The sequence below is a fragment of the Rhodococcus sp. KBW08 genome (assembly GCF_003852455.1).
GTDB lineage: Bacteria > Actinomycetota > Actinomycetes > Mycobacteriales > Mycobacteriaceae > Rhodococcus_F > Rhodococcus_F baikonurensis.
The window spans coordinates 1-237 of record NZ_QAJJ01000049.1; the positions used below are offsets into that span (position 1 = coordinate 1).

Annotated in this window: 1 protein-coding gene; it reads right to left on the reverse strand. The window is 64.6% G+C overall.

Features of this window, described 5'->3' with window-relative positions:
• On the reverse strand, positions 1 to 237 hold a 237-nt coding region (locus tag DBV08_RS31910), incomplete at both ends, for an HNH endonuclease signature motif containing protein (protein ID WP_148090804.1).

Consider the following 237-nt stretch of genomic DNA (forward strand, 5'->3'; position numbering starts at 1 on the left):
GCCTGGTGGTGGGATGAACCAGGGCATGTGATCGGTGCCTATCCGGATCTCCCAGGTGCCGGTGATTCCGGGTTTGCGGTGCATCAGGGTGTGGTGGGTTCGGCAGAGCAGGACCAGGTTGTCCATGACGGTTGGTCCTCCTTTGGCCCAGTGTTTGATGTGGTGGGCGTCGGTCCAGGCGGGGACGCAGTCGCAGCCGGGGAAGGCGCATCCTTTGTCGCGGGCGATCAGGGCGGT